Source organism: Pseudarthrobacter sp. NS4, assembly GCF_024758005.1.
Lineage (GTDB): Bacteria > Actinomycetota > Actinomycetes > Actinomycetales > Micrococcaceae > Arthrobacter.
This window is the reverse complement of record NZ_CP103288.1, coordinates 3,282,123-3,302,691: the sequence shown is the minus strand read 5'-3', so window position 1 is coordinate 3,302,691 and position 20,569 is coordinate 3,282,123. Positions and strand designations below refer to the sequence as shown.

Annotated in this window: 17 protein-coding genes and 5 pseudogenes; 8 read left to right on the top strand and 14 right to left on the bottom strand. The window is 56.7% G+C overall.

Annotated elements, in window-relative coordinates; all coding sequences use genetic code 11:
• Positions 1-127 precede the first annotated feature (127 nt).
• The gene (gene galU / locus NXY83_RS15600) at positions 128-1,018 is read left to right on the top strand and encodes a UTP--glucose-1-phosphate uridylyltransferase GalU (protein WP_258803107.1); all 891 of its coding nucleotides are present in this window, start codon (positions 128-130) and stop codon (positions 1,016-1,018) included.
• A 17-nt stretch (positions 1,019-1,035) separates the two neighbouring features.
• Here the strand turns inward: galU and NXY83_RS15595 are convergent, their stop codons facing one another.
• The 5 genes and pseudogenes from NXY83_RS15595 to NXY83_RS20925 form a co-directional block, all read right to left on the bottom strand.
• Positions 1,036-1,431: a VanZ family protein gene (locus NXY83_RS15595; RefSeq protein ID WP_258806265.1), complete on the bottom strand. Its 396-nt coding sequence runs from the start codon at positions 1,429-1,431 to the stop codon at positions 1,036-1,038.
• A gap of 324 nt (positions 1,432-1,755) precedes the next feature.
• The gene (locus NXY83_RS15590) at positions 1,756-2,349 is read right to left on the bottom strand and encodes an LPXTG cell wall anchor domain-containing protein (protein WP_258803106.1); all 594 of its coding nucleotides are present in this window, start codon (positions 2,347-2,349) and stop codon (positions 1,756-1,758) included.
• Positions 2,350-2,525: 176 nt separating this feature from the next.
• Positions 2,526-4,334 (bottom strand): DUF4012 domain-containing protein, encoded by a 1,809-nt coding sequence (locus NXY83_RS15585; protein WP_258803105.1) that lies wholly within the window; start codon positions 4,332-4,334, stop codon positions 2,526-2,528.
• Positions 4,335-4,404: 70 nt separating this feature from the next.
• Entirely contained in the window at positions 4,405-5,343 is a 939-nt protein-coding gene (locus tag NXY83_RS20930; RefSeq protein ID WP_309484144.1) for a CpsD/CapB family tyrosine-protein kinase, read from the bottom strand.
• A 351-nt stretch (positions 5,344-5,694) separates the two neighbouring features.
• Positions 5,695-5,952: pseudogene (locus NXY83_RS20925) on the bottom strand (Wzz/FepE/Etk N-terminal domain-containing protein); the annotation flags it as partial.
• A gap of 588 nt (positions 5,953-6,540) precedes the next feature.
• Between NXY83_RS20925 and NXY83_RS15575 the strand changes: the two are divergent.
• The 4 genes from NXY83_RS15575 to wecB all read left to right on the top strand — a co-directional run bounded on the left by NXY83_RS15575 (position 6,541) and on the right by wecB (position 11,966).
• Positions 6,541-8,388: a nucleoside-diphosphate sugar epimerase/dehydratase gene (locus tag NXY83_RS15575; RefSeq protein WP_258803103.1), complete on the top strand. Its 1,848-nt coding sequence runs from the start codon at positions 6,541-6,543 to the stop codon at positions 8,386-8,388.
• Positions 8,389-8,662: 274 nt separating this feature from the next.
• Positions 8,663-9,718 (top strand): polysaccharide biosynthesis protein, encoded by a 1,056-nt coding sequence (locus NXY83_RS15570; RefSeq protein WP_258803102.1) that lies wholly within the window; start codon positions 8,663-8,665, stop codon positions 9,716-9,718.
• Complete coding sequence (locus tag NXY83_RS15565) at positions 9,715-10,821, top strand: NAD-dependent epimerase/dehydratase family protein (RefSeq protein WP_258803100.1); 1,107 nt, start codon at positions 9,715-9,717, stop codon at positions 10,819-10,821. Before NXY83_RS15570 ends, NXY83_RS15565 begins: the two co-directional genes overlap by 4 nt.
• Positions 10,818-11,966 carry a non-hydrolyzing UDP-N-acetylglucosamine 2-epimerase gene (wecB, locus tag NXY83_RS15560; protein ID WP_258803099.1) on the top strand — a complete coding sequence of 383 codons (1,149 nt, stop codon included), beginning with the start codon at positions 10,818-10,820 and terminating at the stop codon, positions 11,964-11,966. The genes NXY83_RS15565 and wecB overlap by 4 nt, the downstream gene beginning before the upstream one ends.
• 356 nt (positions 11,967-12,322) lie before the next feature.
• On the opposite strand, the pseudogene NXY83_RS15555 reads toward wecB, so the two are convergent.
• The 6 genes and pseudogenes from NXY83_RS15555 to NXY83_RS15535 form a co-directional block, all read right to left on the bottom strand.
• A pseudogene (locus NXY83_RS15555) lies at positions 12,323-12,829 on the bottom strand (ISL3 family transposase); the annotation flags it as partial.
• A gap of 42 nt (positions 12,830-12,871) precedes the next feature.
• Positions 12,872-13,846: an ISL3 family transposase gene (locus NXY83_RS15550; RefSeq protein WP_258803097.1), complete on the bottom strand. Its 975-nt coding sequence runs from the start codon at positions 13,844-13,846 to the stop codon at positions 12,872-12,874.
• A 140-nt stretch (positions 13,847-13,986) separates the two neighbouring features.
• Positions 13,987-14,157: pseudogene (locus NXY83_RS15545) on the bottom strand (ISL3 family transposase); the annotation flags it as partial.
• Between the two features lie 164 nt (positions 14,158-14,321).
• Entirely contained in the window at positions 14,322-14,771 is a 450-nt protein-coding gene (locus NXY83_RS15540; protein WP_258803096.1) for a transposase, read from the bottom strand.
• A gap of 151 nt (positions 14,772-14,922) precedes the next feature.
• Positions 14,923-15,093, bottom strand: a pseudogene (locus NXY83_RS21100) (ISL3 family transposase); the annotation flags it as partial.
• Between the two features lie 181 nt (positions 15,094-15,274).
• Positions 15,275-15,565: pseudogene (locus NXY83_RS15535) on the bottom strand (transposase); the annotation flags it as partial.
• Positions 15,566-15,716: 151 nt separating this feature from the next.
• On the opposite strand from NXY83_RS15535, the gene NXY83_RS15530 reads away from it, so the two are divergent.
• The 3 genes from NXY83_RS15530 to NXY83_RS15520 all read left to right on the top strand — a co-directional run bounded on the left by NXY83_RS15530 (position 15,717) and on the right by NXY83_RS15520 (position 16,941).
• Entirely contained in the window at positions 15,717-16,454 is a 738-nt protein-coding gene (locus tag NXY83_RS15530; protein ID WP_258803094.1) for a helix-turn-helix domain-containing protein, read from the top strand.
• 99 nt (positions 16,455-16,553) lie between these two features.
• The gene (locus tag NXY83_RS15525; RefSeq protein WP_258803093.1) at positions 16,554-16,736 is read left to right on the top strand and encodes a hypothetical protein; all 183 of its coding nucleotides are present in this window, start codon (positions 16,554-16,556) and stop codon (positions 16,734-16,736) included.
• 31 nt (positions 16,737-16,767) lie between these two features.
• The gene (locus NXY83_RS15520) at positions 16,768-16,941 is read left to right on the top strand and encodes a transposase (RefSeq protein ID WP_309484084.1); all 174 of its coding nucleotides are present in this window, start codon (positions 16,768-16,770) and stop codon (positions 16,939-16,941) included.
• Positions 16,942-17,138: 197 nt separating this feature from the next.
• Here NXY83_RS15520 and NXY83_RS15515 read toward each other — a convergent pair whose 3' ends face one another.
• From NXY83_RS15515 to NXY83_RS21095, 3 genes are all read right to left on the bottom strand, one after another.
• On the bottom strand, positions 17,139-18,347 hold the full coding sequence (locus NXY83_RS15515; protein ID WP_258803091.1) for an O-antigen ligase family protein: 1,209 nt from the start codon (positions 18,345-18,347) through the stop codon (positions 17,139-17,141).
• A 19-nt stretch (positions 18,348-18,366) separates the two neighbouring features.
• Positions 18,367-19,071 carry a glycosyltransferase family 4 protein gene (locus tag NXY83_RS15510; RefSeq protein WP_258803090.1) on the bottom strand — a complete coding sequence of 235 codons (705 nt, stop codon included), beginning with the start codon at positions 19,069-19,071 and terminating at the stop codon, positions 18,367-18,369.
• A gap of 434 nt (positions 19,072-19,505) precedes the next feature.
• The gene (locus NXY83_RS21095; protein WP_397427604.1) at positions 19,506-19,781 is read right to left on the bottom strand and encodes an acyltransferase; all 276 of its coding nucleotides are present in this window, start codon (positions 19,779-19,781) and stop codon (positions 19,506-19,508) included.
• Positions 19,782-20,569: the final 788 nt, after the last annotated feature.

The window sequence follows — 20,569 nt, the reverse complement described above, 5'->3', positions numbered from 1 at the left end:
AGATCCTTCTTCCCCCGGCGCGGAGCGTGTAGGGTGTACAACCAGCCCTGCCCGCCGCACGGTGCGTGAGCCGAGATGTACCGGCAGGAAATTGCCATCCGCCATGGCCGATTTGTAAGGTTCACATATGACAACGGGCAAAGCTATAACCAAAGCCGTCATTCCTGCTGCCGGACTGGGAACTCGCTTCCTGCCCGCCACCAAGGCAATGCCGAAGGAAATGTTGCCGGTGGTCGACCGTCCGGCCATCCAGTATGTGGTGGAGGAAGCCGTCAAGTCCGGCCTCACCGACCTGCTGATGATCACGGGGCGCAACAAGCGCTCCCTCGAGGACCACTTTGACCGCGAGCCGGGCCTGGAGCGTGCACTGGAGAGGAAGGGCGACACCGATCGCCTGGCCGCTGTGGAGCACGCGTCCGAGCTCGGTCCTATCCACTATGTCCGCCAGGGCGAGGCCAAGGGCTTGGGCCACGCGGTGCTGTGCGCTGCACAGCATGTGGGCAATGAGCCCTTCGCCGTCCTGCTGGGCGACGACCTCATCGATGAGGCCGAGGACCTGCTCACCACCATGATGGAGGTGCAGCAGAAGACTGGTGGCTCGGTGATCGCCCTGATCGAGGTGGACCCGTCCCAGATCAGCGCTTATGGTTGCGCAGACATCACCCCGGTGGACGGTGAGGACTACGTCCGCGTCAACAGCCTGGTGGAGAAACCTGCCACAGGGGAGGCGCCGTCCAACCTGGCCCTGATCGGCCGCTACGTGCTGCACCCGTCCGTGTTCGGCATCCTGGAGGAGACGGAGCCCGGCCGCGGCGGCGAGATCCAGCTGACGGATGCCCTGCAGACCCTGGCAGCCGGCGGGGGCGAAGGCTCCGGCGTGTACGGCGTGGTCTTCAAGGGCCGTCGTTTCGACACCGGCGACAAGCTGAGCTACCTCAAGGCAGTCATCACCCTGGCGTCCGAGCGCGTGGAGTTCGGCGAGGACCTGAAGACCTGGATGAAGGGCTTCGTCAACTAACTGACGCTCCTTACTATTTACAGGTCCGTTGCCGAAAGGCGGCGGACCTGTACTTTTTTAAGCGCCACAATGGCCAACAGCCCCCCGATGACAGCCCCTGACGCATTTGTTACAAGATCTCCAGGACTTGCAAATCGGTCGTGAAGAAACAGGAGTTGTCCCAGCTCGATAAAGCCGGAAATCAGCAGGCCAAAAGCGCCTATCCGCCACCAAGCCTTTTTTGGAAAAGCAAGCGAACTTACGAATCCGATGGGGATAAAAAGCGCAACGTTGGCCGAAGCCTCTACAAACCTGTAACTGAACCAGTCCGGAATTCCGTTGCGGTGGAGGAATCTCAGGATGCGGGCCAGCAGGCCTTGGATCGGTTCGTCCACCGGGCTGGGCCAGAAGGCGATGAGGGCCAAGGGAACCATCATGGCTACGAGGACTACACGCCACAGCCGGTGGTTGTGGAGGAGCTTCACTTAGCCCTCAGGCGCTCTGTAGAAGGGCTAACGCCGCGACGCCAAGGGCGGCAACCGCTAGCAGCACCAGGAGAGCGTAGCTGAGCACCTGAGGACTTGGGAGGGGTAGGGAGAAGTCGTATTGCCGTGGTACTCGTCGCCAATGTCTCCCCATAGTTCTTATAAGTACCACAGCCTCAGCCACTGGGGCGGGCATTACGGTTAAAAGACAGAAGGTGGGGCTCCCGGCTTCCCGGAGACCCCCACCTTCTTTGGTACTAGGAGATGTTGCGGTTAGGCAGCAGCTTCCGACTTGTTACGGCGGACGAGAATGACGCCCGCCGCGCCCAGACCCAGAGCGCCTACGCCTGCTGCACCCCAGAGGAGCAGGCTGGCGTCGGTACCGGTGTTGGCAAGAGGGGTTCCGCCGGTGTTAGCCAAAGGAGCGCCACCCGTGTTGGCGAGCGTAGCTGCAACGGTAACGGTGACGGGACCAACAGTGATGCCGGAGGTGTCGCCGGTTGCGGTCAGAAGGTAAGTACCCGGTTCGTTGATTGCCACCGGAACAGCAAACGCACCGTTGGCATCGGCTGTCGCCTTCAGCGTCTGCGCTTCGGTCACAACGCTGATCCGAGCGGCAACCGCACGGCCACCAGCGATGTTGGCGCCAGAGGCGGCTGGCGGGTTACCGGGCGTGACGCGAATTGTGAGTGATTCCCCGGCAAGGAAGCCCTGGCCACGGAAGATGAAGGTTTCACCTGGGCCGACGACGCCGTCAGAAACTGCAGCCTGCGGCGGAAGAGGCGGGTAGGTGGCTGCCATGGCGGGCGCTGAACCGATCAGGGCGATGGAACCGGCAAGCGCGAGTGCTGCTAGTGATTTTTTCATTGTTGTCCCCCCGGAGACGTTTAAGTTTTGATGTACCCGTTTTGAGGAAACTTCCCCGCTGCGCGAGACCTGCGCAGAATTACGGATATATATCCCAACAGAGAAGGTACCATCCATTGGCCGTTGCCAGCAATGTTAATCAAGAAGGTTTAGCTGGTGTTAAGCAAAGGTTCGTACTATGCCGCGCACTGTGCAATTTTTGTCGGCAGTGTCACGTCTTTGACAGGTTCAACTGTAGGAGTCACAGATAGGGAGGGAGCTCCCTCTTGCACGACCTTCACAAAGACCATCTCCACGGTGGTGCTGTCGCCGGGGCCGAGCTTCACAGCCACCATGCCGAGCGGCCGCCCGCTATGAATGTGGGACCCGAAACTCACTCTCGTTCCGTCCTGCGAGACGCTGTCCACGTGGGACAGCGTTGGGCCGTAAGCCATCACGTTGGTTTGGACAGACCCAGGCGCAGTGCCGAACCCACCTCCACCCGTTACTGCCGTAGGCAGGACTGTTGCAGCATCGGAAGGAGCCGTGTTCGTCAAAGTGATCTTAACCCTGTACTGCGAATACCCGTCGACCGGACAGGCCTGCTCAAGCTGTACCGTGCGGCGAACGTAGTAGTCCATCTTGGCGCCGGTACCGTCGTTGAAATAAACACCAAATGACGCACTCCCAGCAGCCGGCCCGGAAATAGATCCCCCAAGAGTTGTTTCCTGCAGGATCTCTTGCTCATTTTTTCGTGCACTCCAAACGCGAAGTCGATTTTCGGCAGTACTCTTAACTACTGCGTCGACAAGCGCGTGACTAGAGATGCTTCCGGAAGAGATTCCGTCAAAGACCGCGCGGGACACACTAGCAAAATAGGCATCTTGGTGCTCGTTCTTGTCAACTAGCCGGTATACGTCCGAAAGCAAAGTTGGGACGACATTGTCGGCAGTAAGAGTTGAGGGTAACCCTTCCTGGCCCGGGAGCGCCACCACTTGAGGAACCGAGACGGGACCAGACGCTGCCAGAAAGTAAGCCAGGACGACTGGATCTAGAGCTATGACACCGTCAATTACCGTTCCATAACGATCCTCCCACATCGACTTCGCGGTTAGCGCCGCCGTAGGAAAGTCGGGGGTTAAGTTAACGTCACTTATGTAGGCCCCAAGTCTGCTGCTGTAAATGTCAGATTGACTAGCATCGACTTCTACGGGCGGCACAAAGCGACCCAAGGCTGCACCGCTAACTTGGGCAGTGAGTTCCAGCGCTCCGTCTTCAACCCGAATCACGGCGAGAGCGCCGGGGAGTCCCCCGGTTGCCCGGACTTCGGCGCTATTCTGCATGAGCACGAGGTAATTTCGCGGGTCTGTTGTAGTTCCTAACATCGGGGGGAGTAGTGCAGAGGCGTTAGCCGCGTCCTTCAGACCCCGCCCCAGATCTGCCATAATGTCAGTCATCTGACGAAGGGGACCTGCCACCTCGGCATGCAATTGGCCATCGTCGATGCTGGATAGTCTTGCATGGGTGAGTTGTACGGTATGGGCGGCGGAGGCAACATCCGGTGCTGCTCCTGCTAGCGGTCTAACATCAATTTTTCCATTGCGCGGCGTTAGCGCGTCCCAGTCGAGTGAGTCTGCCACCCGTAGGAGCGGGGCCGCAGCACCTACGACCACATCATCTGCTGAGAGCGCAATCTCGGTAGCAGCGGACAGGTTCGGTCCAAGCCATGGCAGACCAGTGGCAACTTTCCACAAGGGGTCCGTGGCTGCTGACTCGGCAACTTTTACATGTTCCCGGATGTCGTTGAGCGTGGCCTCTGCTGAAACGAAATCTTTCTGAAGTACCTGGGTTCTGAACGACGGGATAAGCGAACTGGCAGTCAGCAACTCCGATCGAAGTAACATCCCGTTGTAGGTAAGCCAAATGCTTCCCGCTCCTCCCGCGGCAAGCAAAATTCCTGCAAAGACGAAGAGTCGAGCCTTAACGCTCCAACGATGCTTGCGCAAGCGAGCTGATTTGCTAGGTCCTTTTGTATCATCGCGGGTTGGTACCGCTGTGACCGATGCTTTTGGCTTTCTATCGGGCACTGCGATCCCTGTTTGTTCGCAATCTAGCGGGCAGCGAGGAGTCGTGGAATTGCAGGGTTTGATCACTATAGGAGTCGGTTGATGCTGGTGTGGACTGCTCGGGCATCATTGTGTCCCTTGCTCTTGTCTGCGGGGAATTGACACTGCTGTAGTAGCCGTAAGTGTATGCATCTGGCCCCTTGGACGGGAGCATATTAAGGACCACACCCATCACATCGGCCTCAACCATATCTAGCGCTGCCAGCGACTTTTGAAGGTCTGTCAGGCGAACCTTCTCGGCACCTACAACTAGAACTACGCCACCAACTTGCTGCGCCAATACGGCTGCATCAGTGACTGGGAGGAGCGGCGGGGCATCGATAATAACCGCGTCGAATCTTGCTTCGAGCCGAGCTATTAGGCTTTGCATTGCTTCTGAGCCAAGCAGCTCACTGGGGTTAGGAGGTATCTGCCCAGCCGTCAATACATAGAGCTGATCCGTTCCCCACGGCTGCAGGAGGTCATCTACCTCCGCTCTTCCTATGAGGGCAGTAGTTAGACCCGCATTTCGTTCTAAGCCCAAGTAATCGGCTATCATGGGCCGCCGTAAGTCGGCGTCGACAAGAGCCACCTTCTGGCCTGCCTGAGCAAGGGCGATGGCGAGATTAGTAGCGGTTGTGCTTTTTCCCTCGCCAGGAAGGGACGACGTCATGAGAATTGCCTTGGATGTGTGGCTGACCCTAGCAAATTGAAGATTAGTCCTTAGCTGTCGGAAAGACTCAGCCCTTGGGCTCTGTGGGGCTGTTTGTGTGAGCAGCGGCTTTTTTGCTGCGTCGGAGTCGAAACTTACTCCTCCGAGAACGGGGGCGTCGCTAACCCTGCGTAAGTCTGCTTCGCCCCTCACCCTGCTATCGAGTAGGGCACGGAGCACCGAAAATCCGAAGCCCATTCCTAAGCCTCCGAGCAAACCCACAACAAGATAAAGACGCACGTTCGGGGCCGTAGGTGACGTTGGGGCACTGGCCGGCGTAACGATGGAGAGCCTTACAGGGGAGTCGCCACCCCGTGAAGGCCGCTCCAGTTGGTCAACCGCATCAACTAGGCTGCCGCCGACAGCCTGAGCTATAGCCGCAGCCCGGACTGGAGATTCATTGGATACGGAAATGGTTATTAGGACCGTATTTGGATCCGAATTAGCAACTATGCTTCGGGCAAGGACCTGCGGACTTACGTCCAGACCAAGGCTGTCGATTACAGGTTGAAGCACCGTGGGGGTGCTTACGGTTTCTACATATGACTGAACGCGCGCCTGTGTGAACACGTTTCCCTGCTGAAGCTCCGAGACTGTTTGAGAGTTCTGCAGGGCGACAAACAGCTTAGTTTCAGACGTATACGTCGGCCTCGTAAGGAGAGACGCCGAACCGGCACCCAAGAGGCCGATGAGCGCGCAGGCGACAACCGTAATCCAGTTGCGCCGCAAAATGCGCAAGTAATCCTTAAGCTCCAAAATCGAACCCCTTCGGAGGTGGGTAGTTGGTTCGGGGGTGGTTTCCCTCATCCTACTCGCTAGGGAACTCCTCTAACGCTCGACTGAAGGAGAAGCAGCACTTGTACAAGCGCTGGACCACCGCACGGTGGGGGCTGTTTGGGAAGCCTGCGGGCACAAGCGCTAACGGCGGGTTAGGAAGCAGATTTTAGGCACAGTCGTACTGAAAGGCGGGTACTGGTACTGACCGACGTGGTCATCGAACCACGGTTAATTAGGTTGCTAATCAACCGCAGTTGCTCTTGCTGCCTCAATTACTACTGTTGAGGCCTGGCGTCATTCTCCGGTTGTGTCCTTGCAGTCTTCATGCTCCTTGCGAAGGCGCGGCGCACGCTTCCCGAGCACGAAGTCCTGAATCTGGGACCGAAACTACACTGACTGCGGACTGCCAGGCCGTCAAATTGTTCCTCGCCGATCTCGGAGAGGAACCACAAAGTGCTTTAATGGTTGAGCATGTCGCCCAGGGCGTATGAGTCTCGACGCTTGACAGCCACTTAGACGGCCGCCCAACTCGTATCGTCGATGATGGGCTTGGTGGCATGCTCTATCTGGTCAATGTCTGGGTGGACTTGGCAGTCATGAATGTGGGGGAATTTTTGTATGGGAACAGTAGGGAAAGCCGCGCCTGTTCAATCTACTGGCGATCGCGCTGAAAGGTGGGCTTCTCGACTGCTTCAGTACGCAGTTGATGCCGAAGCATGGCTAATTGCCCTGACGTTCGCGGTGCTTTTTAGGTTTGACTTTGTTGCGAGCCAGGTGAACTGGTGGTCCTTGGGCGCGCTTACTATAGCGGCCATAGCGCTTCAGGCGATTGTGGGATGGCTGTTGGCCCTATACCGCGGTCGTCACCAGCATGCAGCGTTTCATGAGGCTCAGACTCTTTTGGCTACATTGCTTATCGTTGCCGCTGCATTGTTCTTGATTAACTTTTTTTGGCTGGATCCGCAAGGGCTGCCTCGCAGTACGTCTGTTGTAGCACTTCCGGTTGCTTTCGTATTGATGGGTGGAAGTAGATATCTGCAAAGGCTAGTCGCGGAGCGGAAAGTTAGGCCACGTGAATCTGCTGAACGTGCTCTGATTTTTGGCGCTGGAAAGATGGGTGCTTACCTCGTTAGGCGCATGTTAAGTGACCCTAATTCCCCCTTTGTTCCTGTAGGCCTTGTTGATGATGATCCACTCAAACGTCGGCTACGGCTGTCGAATGTGCCCGTACTCGGAACTAGGAGGGAATTGCATCGCATTGTGGAACAATCCGCAGCCACCGCCATTGTTCTATGTATTGCGCGCGCTGATGCGGACTTCATCCGTGAGGTTTCCGACGAAGCGGATAGGAGTGGCCTTCGGATGTACGTGCTCCCCCTGTTGTCCGAAATTCTGGACGGCGGGATGAAGCTGGGTGACCTCCGTGACGTGGCAATCGAAGACATCATCGGGCGTCACCCTGTAGACACTGAAATCGACTCAATTGCGAGCTACATCTCAGATCGACGGGTTCTTGTGACGGGCGCAGGAGGATCTATTGGCTCTGAGTTATGCCGCCAACTTTCGAAATTTTCTCCCCGCGAGCTGATTATGCTCGACAGGGATGAATCTGGCCTTCACGGCGTTCAGATGAGTATCTCAGGTCACGGATTACTTGACAGCGATGATGTCGTATTGGCGGATATAAGAGATCCAGATGCATTGATAAGTATATTCGAGAAGCGTAAACCGGAAGTTGTCTTTCACGCCGCTGCTCTAAAACACCTGCCCATGCTAGAGCAGTATCCAGAAGAGGCTTGGAAGACAAACGTTTTAGGTACACGCAATGTTCTGACGGCTGCTCGACAGGTTGGTGTGAAGACCTTTATTAATATTTCCACCGACAAGGCGGCAAATCCGACCAGCGTATTAGGCCGTTCGAAGAGAGTTGCCGAAAGACTGACAGCCTGGGCGGCTCGTGACTTCGACGGAGAGTACCTGTCGGTCCGATTTGGAAATGTCATAGGAAGCCGAGGGTCGATGCTGCCAACCTTCATTGCGCAGATCGAGTCTGGCGGTCCAGTGACAGTGACACATCCAGATGTGACCAGATACTTTATGACCATTCCTGAGGCCTGCCAACTGGTTATACAAGCGGGGGCAATTGGACGCCCTGGAGAAGTTCTTATCCTCGACATGGGTACTCCCGTCCGGATTCTCGAGGTAGCGAAGCGCATGATCTCCATGTCTGGCCGAAGCGTGGATATCGTCTTCACGGGATTGCGGGAGGGGGAGAAGCTACACGAAGAGTTGATGAGTAGTAATGAGCATGACGAACGGCCGTTCCACTCAAAGATTAGTCATACTGCAGTTCCTCCCCTTGCCCCCGCTGCTCTCGACCACGAGACGTGGAAAGCAAGTGCCATTAAGAACGTCATGACCACGAAGCCATATTCGGCGTCAGCGCTGACTCCCATTGAAGGCTAGTAGAGGAATGGGCCCACGACAGTGCGGGAGCCCGCAGTGTGGGATTCACCGAGTACTAGAATTCCGATCTCGGCGCGTCAAGGTTCCTAAAAAGTAGGCTTTACTCCTGATGCACTTATCAAAATAGCGCGGACGATAGTCCGAAAACCAAGTAAGGCAAGGCGGTAGGCAAATACTCTAAAATTTCCTGGAAGCATAGCAGCTGTTGCTAAAAGTGCTCTTCCATTGAATTTTTTATACCGCTTGTCAAGCACCATGCATAGAAGGGGAAAAAATGAACCGAAATGAGTATGCCGGCAAAAAGCTATTAATCACTGGAGGAACAGGATCCTTCGGGCATACGGTGGCAAACAAGTTGCTGCAGAGCGAGGTCGACGAGATTCGTATCCTGAGCCGCGATGAAGCTAAGCAGGATGCAATGCGACATGAAATGGGAGACTCCCGCCTTAAGTTCTACGTTGGGGATGTTCGGGATTTTGACAGTGTCAGCCGGGCTTCTAGAGACGTAGATTTCGTCTTCCATGCAGCAGCTCTGAAGCAGGTGCCGTCCTGCGAGTTTTTTCCGATGGAAGCGGTGCGCACGAACATAATCGGCAGCGAGAATGTTGTACGTGCGGCAGATGCAAATAATGTTAAATCCGTGGTTTGTCTCGGTACCGACAAAGCCGTTTACCCCGTGAACGCGATGGGAATGACGAAGGCGCTTATGGAAAAAGTCGCGCAGTCGTACGGACTAAACAACCCCGACACGAACACAATTGTTTCATGTGTGCGTTATGGCAACGTCATGTACTCTCGCGGATCCGTTATCCCACTGTTCATACGCCAAATCAAGGAAGGGAAGAGGATCACTGTCACCGATGCGGCTATGTCCCGTTTTCTCATGTCTTTAGCAGACTCGGTCGACCTCGTGGATTTTGCTTTCCATAACGCTGAGCAGGGAGACTTGTTCGTTAAGAAGGCGCCAGCTTCCACTATTGGGGATCTTGCTGCCGCTGTCTGTAACTTGTTTGAGGTTGCTCCAGATATTGAAATTATTGGCACAAGACATGCTGAAAAAATGTCCGAGGCGCTGGCAAGCAGGGAAGAACTTACTCGAGCCGAAGACATGGGCGAGTATTTTCGGATAAAGGCTGACAACCGTGATCTCAACTACAAGCTGTACTTTAGTGAAGGCGTTCCAGAACAATCCTCCTACGTGGATTATGACTCTCATACGACAAGTCAGTTGACGATTCCCGAAATAGAGGAGCTACTCCTGACGCTGCCTGAGGTTCGAAGAGAGCTCAAGTCGGCGGGACTTGAGGATAGAATTGGCCTAATGGTATGACCATGTCGCTTCAAAAAGTGGCCGTTTCGGGTGCCCAAGGATTTCTCGGCTTCCATGTTCGTGCAGCCCTTCGCGCGAGGAGTGCCGGTGTGGTAGCCATCCCTCTGGGAGATTCATTCGATGCCAGGACCGCCATGTCCGCTGTTGATGGTTCTTCCCGCCTGGTTCATCTGGCTGGCGTAAACCGGGGGACCGCGGCTGAAATTAGGGAAGGAAACGTCACCTTTGCCAGGCAGTTAGCTGGCATCCTTCTCCAATGTTCAGCTCCACCACCGACTGTCGTCTTCGCGAATTCAATCCAGTCCGGAAATGGGACATCGTATGGCGATGCTAAGCAGCATGCTGCCGAGATTCTACGCACTGCTGCAGAAAGAGTCGGTGCGTCATTTGTTGAGATTCGGCTACCCAATTTGTTCGGCGAACATGGCCAGCCCTTCTATAATTCGGTAACAGCGACTTTTTGTCATCTGGCGGCACGAGAACAAACCGCACAAGTAAAAGACGACAAAGAGTTGTCGCTGCTGCACGCACAACGCGCTGCTGAAATTTTGCTTGGTACTTTGCGCGTCGAGGAGTTGGAAGCGCTTCAGACACGTGTGACCGTCAGTTCCTTGTTGGGTAGTGTTAGTTCGATGGCCGCCAGTTACCGGACGGGGACCATTCCAAAGTTGGGGTCTCCTTTTGAAAGAGATCTTTTCAATACGTATAGGTCATATCTGCCATCCGAACGCCGCGCAATTGCTTTAGATCCTAAAGCGGATGCCCGTGGTTCTTTTTTTGAGGTTGTTAGGGCCGCTGGTAGTAGCAGTCAAACATCTTTTTCCACCACTGTCCCAGGTGTTACTCGCGGAAATCACTTCCACCTCAGGAAAATTGAACGCTTCAGTGTGCTATCCGGGTCAGCGCGCATCTCCATGAGACGGCTATTTACTGGTGAAACTATTAACTTTGATGTCGATGGGGCCAACCCGATTGCCATCGACATGCCCACGATGTGGGCTCACAACATAACTAACACAGGCTCGCAAACTCTCTATACCCTGTTTTGGGCCAACGAAGTATTCGATCCTGAAGAACCAGACACTTTCGCGGAGGACGTATGACGATGACAGGACGTAGGCTGAAAGTGGTGACCGTGGTAGGCACTCGGCCCGAAATCATTCGGCTTGCCGCAACGATTAAAAGCCTCGAAAAATATATGGATCACGTTCTGGTGCATACAGGACAAAACTACGACTACGAACTCAATGAGGTGTTTTTCCACGATCTGGGCCTCCGTCGGCCGGACCATTTCCTTGAAGCGGATGTTTCATCCCTAGGTGCCGTACTTGGGACCATATTGGTGTCGATTGAAAAGGTCTTGTCCGCAGAGAAGCCGGATGCGATGTTGGTACTTGGAGACACTAATAGTTGCATCTCTGCAGTAATGGCAAGACGCATGAAAATACCTGTCTACCATATGGAAGCAGGCAATAGATGTTTCGATGAAAACGTACCGGAGGAAGTTAACAGGCGCCTCGTCGATCATGTCGCTGACTATAACTTGGTGTACACCGAACATGCTCGGCGTAACTTGCTTTCAGAGGGGATTCATCCTTCCCGGATTCTCCTGACTGGTTCCCCGATGGCTGAGGTGCTAGAAGCGAATCGCGCGGATATTGATCAGAGCGATGTGCTTAGCCGCGAAGGTTTGGCTCCTAATGCCTATTTCTTGGTAAGCATTCACCGCGAAGAAAATGTGGACAACCCGGAAAGGCTGCAACAAGTTCTTGAGGCGCTAAATGAACTGGGCCGCTGCTATAACCTACCAGTACTGATCTCTACACATCCTCGTACCCGAAAGAGGCTAGAGTCACAACCGCAGGAGCTGAAAAGGAACCTTCGCTTTCACGCCCCGTTTGGTTTTAATGACTACATCAAACTTCAAAAAGCAGCGAAGCTTGTTCTATCCGACAGCGGAACTATCAGTGAGGAATCCCTTATTTTGAAGTTTCCCGCGGTTACACTACGTGATTTTATTGAACGGCCGGAATCTCTAGACGTGGGGGGAATGATCACTACTGGAGTAAGTGCGGCTGCTATTACTGATTCGGTGCGAGTGGCATTAGATCAGTTTGACCAGCACGGTACTCCCGAGGCCCCTTGGGAGTACTCAGTACCTGATGTCTCCCGCCGCACTGTCAACTTCATCCGTTCAACGGTTCACAGCCACCGTCAACGGGCCGGTATTAGGCAGGCACAGGTGTAGTCCCATCTGCAGGGAATGCAGGAGGCGGCCCTTTCTGTGGTCGCTTCAAGTACACTCGTGCACTCGCCGGCCACCGGCCATGACGGGGGGCTTAGATGCCCCGCTGCCATGCAGGCTCATGGCCCCCTCCAATGTTTTCCCTAGATCTGTTTACCGGCTCTTCGTGGTTCATGGGGAAGCTAATTCCCGGATGACGGCGTTGTCCGTGAGGGTGTCGCCGGCGCGCAGGAGCAGCATGCGGTGCGCCCAGGCCTTGTCGATCGCGTCCCCGCCGGCCCTTGACCTGCTGGGACAGGTTCTGTCGGGCCTCGGTCACTGTCTGGTTCGCAAGCGAGACCAAATGGGGGTCTTCGCATTTAGGCATGGTTCGTCTGTTTGATTCGGTAGGGTCGGTGGCCGCCGGCGGCAAGTAGGCATCTGAGTCTGTAGTTGGGGAAATTACGGAACCCACGGGCGATACGGCGGGTGGTTTCGATGACGCCGTTGATTGCTTCTGTGGGGCCGTTGGAGGCGCCGCGGGTGTCGAAGTAGGCCAGGATCGCGGCCTTCCATTGTTTGAGTGTTCGACCGAGCCGGGCGACTTCCGGGATCGGACAGGACGGGAACGATGCGATGACCTCGTTGACGAGCCCCCTGCCGCGTTCCGGGCGGGAGTGGTAGATGTTCCGTAGCTTCTGATAGCACTGCCAGGCCAGGGTGACTTCGTGGCCGTGGTCCCCGGCGGTGAGTTTCGCATCGAGCCTGGCGGCCTGCTTCTCGGTCAGATGTTCCGCGCCGGTCTGCAGAGTCCGCCGGATACCGTAGAGCGGATCTCCCTTGCGGCCCCGGTGGCCCAGGGTCTCCTGCTGGACCCTGCGGCGGACCTCGTCGACCATGGCCGATCCCAGTTTCACGGGTCTTCGCATTTAGGCATGGTTCGTCTGTTTGATTCGGTAGGGTCGGTGGCCGCCGGCGGCAAGTAGGCATCTGAGTCTGTAGTTGGGGAAATTACGGAACCCACGGGCGATACGGCGGGTGGTTTCGATGACGCCGTTGATTGCTTCTGTGGGGCCGTTGGAGGCGCCGCGGGTGTCGAAGTAGGCCAGGATCGCGGCCTTCCATTGTTTGAGTGTTCGACCGAGCCGGGCGACTTCCGGGATCGGACAGGACGGGAACGATGCGATGACCTCGTTGACGAGCCCCCTGCCGCGTTCCGGGCGGGAGTGGTAGATGTTCCGTAGCTTCTGATAGCACTGCCAGGCCAGGGTGACTTCGTGGCCGTGGTCCCCGGCGGTGAGTTTCGCATCGAGCCTGGCGGCCTGCTTCTCGGTCAGATGTTCCGCGCCGGTCTGCAGAGTCCGCCGGATACCGTAGAGCGGATCTCCCTTGCGGCCCCGGTGGCCCAGGGTCTCCTGCTGGACCCTGCGGCGGACCTCGTCGACCATGGCCGATCCCAGTTTCACGACGTGGAAGGCGTCCAGGACGGTGATCGCTTCGGGCAGCTCGTCGCGGATGGCGTTGGCGTAGCCGCGGAACGGGTCCAGCGCCGCGGTCTTGATGCCGGCGGTGAACCCGGCGCCTCGGTCCTTTAGCCAGTCAGCGTAGGCCTTCCCCGACCTGCCCGGAACGAGGTCCAGCAACCGGGCATGAACTCGACCGTGGGCGTCACGGGTGTGGTCCACGATCCCGGTGACCATGCCGGACCCCGGCGGACCTGTGTGGGACCAGACATGTTCGTCAACACCAAGCGCGTTCACCCCGGACAGCCGCTCGGTGATAGCGATGCGCCGTGTGGCTTCTGCCCTGATGGCGTCCCACGCTGTATATGCCACGAAACGCCGAGCTGATGGGCCAGGGCAGAGACAGACGTATCGAAACGCTGCAGCCCATCGGTTGCCCATCTGGCGGCCCTGGCCGTGAGCTTCGCCCTAGGTCCGGCCAACTGATGCTCCTCGGTGAACGTCGTTCGCGGACAGTCATTGTCGGGGCATCGCCAGACGCGCTTGGCCCATAGCAGCTGCACTGGCCGGCCGAAACACGGAATGTCATGGAGGCGGACCTGGCGGCGGCCGTGCCCCACAGCGACGACGCCGCAGTCAGGGCACCCGGTGAGGTCCTCGCCGGTCTCGACGTGCAGAAGCAAGCCCGTCACGGTTGCAGTGACGGCACTGATGTGGACGCCCTCGACATCGAGCAAGGCATCTGCCCGCATGCACCAGCGCCCGCCGGAACAAGACATAGAGTTATTCATGTCAGGGTCTCTTTGCGTATTGGTTTGCTTGGTCGCTACCAATTCAAAGAGGCCCTGACCTCATTCCCCCTGCACCACGCCGCAGCCAACGTACGAGCGCCAGCTTCAGACCGCCCTACCCATGCTCATCTGCGAAGAGCCAGTTTCACGACGTGGAAGGCGTCCAGGACGGTGATCGCTTCGGGCAGCTCGTCGCGGATGGCGTTGGCGTAGCCGCGGAACGGGTCCAGCGCCGCGGTCTTGATGCCGGCGGTGAACCCGGCGCCTCGGTCCTTTAGCCAGTCAGCGTAGGCCTTCCCCGACCTGCCCGGAACGAGGTCCAGCAACCGGGCATGAACTCGACCGTGGGCGTCACGGGTGTGGTCCACGATCCCGGTGACCATGCCGGACCCCGGCGGACCTGTGTGGGACCAGACATGTTCGTCAACACCAAGCGCGTTCACCCCGGACAGCCGCTCGGTGATAGCGATGCGCCGTGTGGCTTCTGCCCTGATGGCGTCCCACGCTGTATGCCACGAAACGCCGAGCTGATGGGCCAGGGCAGAGACAGACGTATCGAAACGCTGCAGCCCCATCGGTTGCCCATCTGGCGGCCCTGGCCGTGAGCTTCGCCCTAGGTCCGGCCAACTGATGCTCCTCGGTGAACGTCGTTCGCGGACAGTCATTGTCGGGGCATCGCCAGACGCGCTTGGCCCATAGCAGCTGCACTGGCCGGCCGAAACACGGAATGTCATGGAGGCGGACCTGGCGGCGGCCGTGCCCCACAGCGACGACGCCGCAGTCAGGGCACCCGGTGAGGTCCTCGCCGGTCTCGACGTGCAGAAGCAAGCCCGTCACGGTTGCAGTGACGGCACTGATGTGGACGCCCTCGACATCGAGCAAGGCATCTGCCCGCATGCACCAGCGCCCGCCGGAACAAGACATAGAGTTATTCATGTCAGGGTCTCTTTGCGTATTGGTTTGCTTGGTCGCTACCAATTCAAAGAGGCCCTGACCTCATTCCCCCTGCACCACGCCGCAGCCAACGTACGAGCGCCAGCTTCAGACCGCCCTACCCATGCTCATCTGCGAAGAGCCCCAAATGGAAGTGGTCTACGGCCACGGCAGTGCGCGGAAGCCACATCCGCAGCGCCTTCCGGAACGCCGCCGAGGGGTCGATCGCGACGACTTGCACGCCCAACCGCCAGGCCAGAGGCCGGGCGAAGAGCCAGTCCCCGACGCCCTTGTGGTCCCGCCCGTCTACAACCCCCAGGACCTGACCGGTGTCCAGGTCCACGATGGTGGTCATCCACGGCTCATACCGAACCCAGGAGCCCGTTCCCGGGTTCCTGAAGAACCGCACGGACCGGAACCGGTGCTCGTCAATGCCGGCTCTTCAAGGTTCCCAGGGGAAATAGGTTCGTGTTGTAGCTAGCAGAGGACTCGCGGTCCTGCTGGGCTGAGTGTTACTACGCATTCAACCTGAACAGGAACCACTAGCCTTGTTAGAGCCTACTGGATCTGGCCATGACGCTGTCAGCATGATCTTCAACCTGCCCGATTACCGAGTCGCCAGCACCGTCCTGCTCCTTGACGCGATCCGCCACGGCATCGTGGAGTCCACGTCCCCGCCGGGGTGCCCGAGCTGCGGAATGATCGCTTCCCGGGTGAAGGAGCGCCGCTGCCAGAAACTGCGTGACATTCCCGTCGCCGGAGCGGTAGTGCTTTCTCTGGGGCAGCGGTGCTGGTTCTGTGACGAGTACCTGTGTGAGCGGAAATCGTTTTGCGAAGCGACACCCCAGGTCCCGCGACGGGCACGATCTACACGTAGGCTCCGGGAGACGCTGATGAGCGCGGCCATCGATTCCGGACGTGCTGTGTCCGAGACAGCCACGACCTTAGGGATCTCGTGGTGGCTGGTCCTGCAGGTCATCGGTGACGCCGCTCTCCGCCTTCCGGACGTGGACCTCCTGGCGCCAAGGATGCTGGGTATCGATGCGCACCGATACCGGTCCGTGCCGTTCTTCCAGGACCCTGCCAGGAAGGTCTGGACACGGTACGAGCGGTGGACGATCACGATCGTTGATCTGCACACCGGCCAGGTCCGGGGCATCGTGGACGGACGCGACCACAAAGGCGTCGGCGACTGGCTCTTCGTCCGGCCCCTGGAGTGGCGGCTCGGCCTGCAAATCGTCCCAGTCGACCCGTCCGGGGCGTTCCGGAAGACGCTGCGGATGTGCTGCCACGCACCGCGGTCTCGGTGGATCTGTTCCACATGACCATGTTGGCCAACGAGATGTTTACCACGGTCCGGCAGGGCCTGTAAAGCAGGTCCGGGGCCGCCGGGCAGGGCCACGAATCCGGCGTGGGCGAACCGGATGCTGCTGCTGAAAGCGGACGAGAACCTTTCAGAACGGGGCCAGCGCCGGCTGGCCGGCGTATTCCCCGCCGATGATCCGACCGACAGCCTCCAAGCCGCAGGGCAGGTCAAGGAACAGCTCCGTACCCTGCTGAACAGCAGCTCCTCAACGCGCTTGCTGCCCTCGTGGCACGCGCCATGATGCTGGAAACAAACAGGCTCTACCGGACTGTGTGCCGCTGGTGGGCGAGATCAAAGTCCTCATCGTCACCGGTGCAACCACAGCCCAAGTAGAAGCCAACAACACTGCAATAAAACACATCAAGCGAACCGCTCGAGGATATAGAAATCGGGACAACTACAGATCGCGCATCCTCTTGAGAAGTGCCGCCCGAATGGCAGCATGAGCATTCATTTCAGCAGACCATTCCCCGGGAACCTTGAAGAGCCAGTATCTCAGTGTCGTGGACACGGCAGTCGCGCAAGTTGAAGGTGGCGGCGACCGTCCAGGCGCGGGGCCGTAGGCTTGATCAATGCTAGTAGAAACAAGCCCTTTAGATTTTAGGACACGGAGCTGAATTGCTGCCAAGGCACGAAGAACTAACTACGGCGTACTCAATCGTGAAAAGGGTTCCCCTTCGGCGGTTGGATGCAAACGTAAATTTCGGGCATTAGACTTCGTGGGCGCGCCAAATATTATCGCTGCAGCCAAAAACACCCAGAGCATACGGTTTCCGACGATATCGCTTGATAGTTGAGCGTTCGCTAATGAAAAAACTAGTAAGGCTAGCATCATGAGGCCGTACGTTCGAACTGACCGGCATAAACGAAAAGCGCGCCTAAGCCCGATAACTACGAGGAATGTAAAACCCAGGAGGCCGAAAACGCCGCCCTCAACTAAAAACTCGACAAAGATGTTGTGCGGGTAGAGAATCCCATCGTTTGACACGAAGCCATGTATGTGTCGCGCATAGTTGCCCCAACCAATTCCGAGCGGGTGCTCCGCAACAACCCGCCAAGTCTCGGACAAGAGTGAGAGCCGACCGGAGTCACCGCCTTCTTGAATGCGGACGAGACCCGCATTCTCTGGTCCGGCAAGGAGTACGAAAGCTGCGACTGATACCGCGGTGGTACCAAGTAGAAGAGACGACTTGGCCCTACTTAGTCCGTCCAAGGCGATCATCGACAGATAGGCGACTACGCAAGCCAGCCCGGCGGATAGTAGAGGCCCTCGGCTACCAGTTGAAACAGTTAGCGCGAAGCTCAATGTAGCACCGCAAAGCATTAATATTCTGAAACTAATGTTTCTTTTTCTGCTCACCAATAGTGCAGTGAGGCATACGGTACCCAAAAGACCTGTAGCTCGTCCAATACCGATGGGATTTAGGTCCCAAAGTATCGTTCTACCACCGGCACCTGATTCGCCGAACGTCAATGCCAACAGACAAATCGCCAGTGATACGACGGCAAAATATATAACGAGCGTCTTTGAAATCCAAGCTTTTTCTTTCGCCGCAGCAAATGCGCCAAGAAGTAAGAAAAAGATTAGGAAGGCGGTCAGTTTGCTTTGCCCATAGGTCGTTACGAGGCCGACAAAAAACCCAGGAACAATCGACAATCCAAAGTACACTATCGGGGAGGTGACGCCTCGGAGGGCTACCATCCTTTGGAGGTTGAAGAGCATCGTCGCGGCAAATATTGCGAGGCACAGCAGTAGGTAATCGACTGGAAGAATTGCTTTAAACTGAGCAGGCAATACGAGGTTACCCATTCCTAGGGCCACGAAGGCCAGCGTTAGCAATCGTTGGTGCATCGAGCCAGTTTGTGGGTTGCTATGATCCCTGCCCGTTACTGTCCTTGAATCCACTCCTAATCGCGCGCTCAATGATTCGTGACTGGCTCTCCGGGTTCCACTTTGCAGAAATCTCGGCCCTGCAGGCTTCGCGGACTTGTAGACGTTCTTCGTCACTTTTTTGGAGCCAATGCTCGATTTTGTTCGCCAAGTCATTGGCATCTCCCTTGGTATAGGTGTCCCCAGTAGCACCCGGGATTATGGCTTCAGATTCAGGAGCCTGACCGTATATGTCGTCGTCGGTGATGACGGGCACGCCATACGACATGCTTTGAACCGTCGTTAGACCAGCGGTTGACGGGACTACAGTTACGGCCAGCTTTTTATATATAGCCTGCAGGTCTTCCGGATGATAGACCGCACCTAGGAGCCTGAGGTCTACTTCTGCTTGCTCTGCTGCCGTGACCAACTCTTCACGCATAGGGCCCTCGCCAGCAATCGCGACCGTTACGGGGATACCTCTTTGACGCAGGATCCGAGCCGCTTCGATCAGCAGCGGCAAATTTTTGGCCGGTGTGAGGCGAATTACTGCGCCGATCACCGGAAGGCAAAGGCTCTCAAGAAACGAATCATCAACTTTTCGCGGAGTGCTCTGTGTAGCCGCTGCATGCGACTCATGACTGTTGTATACGACCGTCATTTGTTCGGGGTTAAATCCCAAATCGATGCCGATTTTACGTCCCACGTCGCCATATATCAGGAGGTGATCGGCTAGGCGGTAAAACGACAGACGCAACAACCTTTTTAGGCCCTCTTCGGGGCGGTGCCAGCCGATGGTCCAAAAGTAAGTCGTCGATCCTCTAAGCCGCGCAATCAAAACCCCAAACCAAGTACTAAGGGTAGACGCATCACCCAAGAATATAACGGCGTTATAGCGATGTCGCGTTAGATGTCCCAACAGCCCTCGCTGCCACATGCCCCGCCCGATCCCTACATTCTTAAGCAGTATGTGACTGCGTACATATGTGGGAGGGATCGTCGCTATGCCGCCTTCTGATGTCACATCAGACGCAAAATGATAGGAGATGTCAGTCGAACTTTCCAGGCAATGAAATACCCCGTACCTGTAATGCGGCAACCATGGATAAACTACGAGGACTTTCTTCTTTTCCGCTTCCACTAAGCACTCTCTTCGTAACGGCCTCGTACAGGTCGGGCAGGCCGTCCTACACATATCGTATTTGGGGGAAGATCGTGGGTTACTAGTGAGCCAGCACCTACGATGACGCCTCTACCGATGCTAACGTCACCTATGACGATCGTTCCGTGTCCTATCAAATTATCGCCTCCAAGGCGAACGGAGCGTGGTGGACTGGGATGCTCCTCTTGGATGGTTCTACCTGGATCTGAGAATGGATGATCATTGCCTATAAAGGCGACTCCTGACGAGATCATGACGTCATCAGAGATTACGAGATTTACTTGACATGTAAAGTCCGCGCCGATATTTACTCGGTCTCCAATTTCTAGCCGGACGTTCGGTGCGATTCTGCAACCGGGACCGACGACAAATCGTTGGCCAACTCTGGCTCCGCCTGCAGCTTTCAAATGAAATACGTATCTTCGCGAGGACCGAATTAGTCCGAGCAGAGTGGTTCTTACGAGTCTAGAAACTGAAGCGCCTATATCCATAATTATCTCCTACACCGTGAAGTCTGATAGCTCGTTCCATCCACCAGTCCAGGGGCAGGTTCGATGCACGTGTCGAAAAGTATTTTACGGTGTGCCGTGTAGCTACCACGCAGTGGCTAAGGCACCTACCACGAGCAGTCCGAGGTATCGGTGGCCTGGAGTTCGCTTGCGCTGACCCTTGCGTCCGAGGTGGTTCATAACCGGAACTTCGTCGCGACGAGGACTAGGAGTTCAGTTTCGACTCCGTACTGCCCTCGGATACTGTTACACCGAGCCTCCATTCTATTGCCTTTACGGAGGTGCCTGAGCGCCGGCCTGACCAACCTACACCCCCCCGTTGAGGAAGTTGTGAATTCACTTTGGAGGTCTTTACGGACTACCTTCGCGTTCAACATCCTTGCGTCCCTACTAAGCGGAGTGGTGCTCGTTGTTGCAATTCGCTCGCTTTCCCCGCAGGACTGGGCACAGAGCGCGGCGATTCTGGGCGTGGGCCAGGTAATCGGATCGATGCTGAACTTTGGATCTTCTATCGACAAGCTGCGTATTTACAG